Source organism: Pseudomonas sp. 22490, from assembly GCF_052044465.1.
In the GTDB taxonomy this organism is placed as follows: domain Bacteria; phylum Pseudomonadota; class Gammaproteobacteria; order Pseudomonadales; family Pseudomonadaceae; genus Pseudomonas; species Pseudomonas aeruginosa.
Genome location: NZ_JBQENS010000105.1, coordinates 1 through 483, shown reverse-complemented (window position 1 = coordinate 483; position 483 = coordinate 1). Strand labels below are relative to the sequence as shown.

At 54.7% G+C, this 483-nt stretch carries 2 protein-coding genes; both read left to right on the top strand.

Going from position 1 to position 483, the window contains the following annotated elements; all coding sequences use genetic code 11:
* Positions 1-360 (top strand): phenazine biosynthesis protein PhzB (gene phzB / locus ACTJJX_RS35105; RefSeq protein ID WP_436424854.1); only part of this gene is annotated, 360 nt, incomplete at its 5' end.
* 35 nt (positions 361-395) lie between these two features.
* A partial coding sequence (locus ACTJJX_RS35100) for a hypothetical protein (protein ID WP_240442477.1) occupies positions 396-483 on the top strand: 88 nt, incomplete at its 3' end.

The window sequence follows — 483 nt, the reverse complement described above, 5'->3', positions numbered from 1 at the left end:
GAGGACGGCTGTGGCGGTTTATGGACCACCGATACCGGCTCGCCCATCGTCATTCGTGGCAAAGACAAACTTGCGGAACATGCCGTCTGGTCATTGAAGTGCTTTCCCGATTGGGAGTGGTACAACATAAATATATTCGGAACCGACGACCCCAATCATTTCTGGGTCGAATGCGACGGTCACGGCAAGATTCTTTTCCCCGGATATCCCGAAGGTTATTACGAAAACCACTTCCTGCATTCCTTCGAACTTGAAGACGGCAAGATCAAGCGCAACCGCGAATTCATGAACGTCTTCCAGCAATTGCGCGCCTTGAGCATTCCGGTCCCGGAAATAAAACGCGAAGGCATTCCCACTTGATCGAAACGATATCTCCTGCCGAAGGGGGACCCACCATGGACGATCTATTGCAACGCGTACGGCGCTGCGAAGCGCTGCAGCAACCCGAATGGGGCGATCCGTCGCGCCTGCGCGACGTGCAGG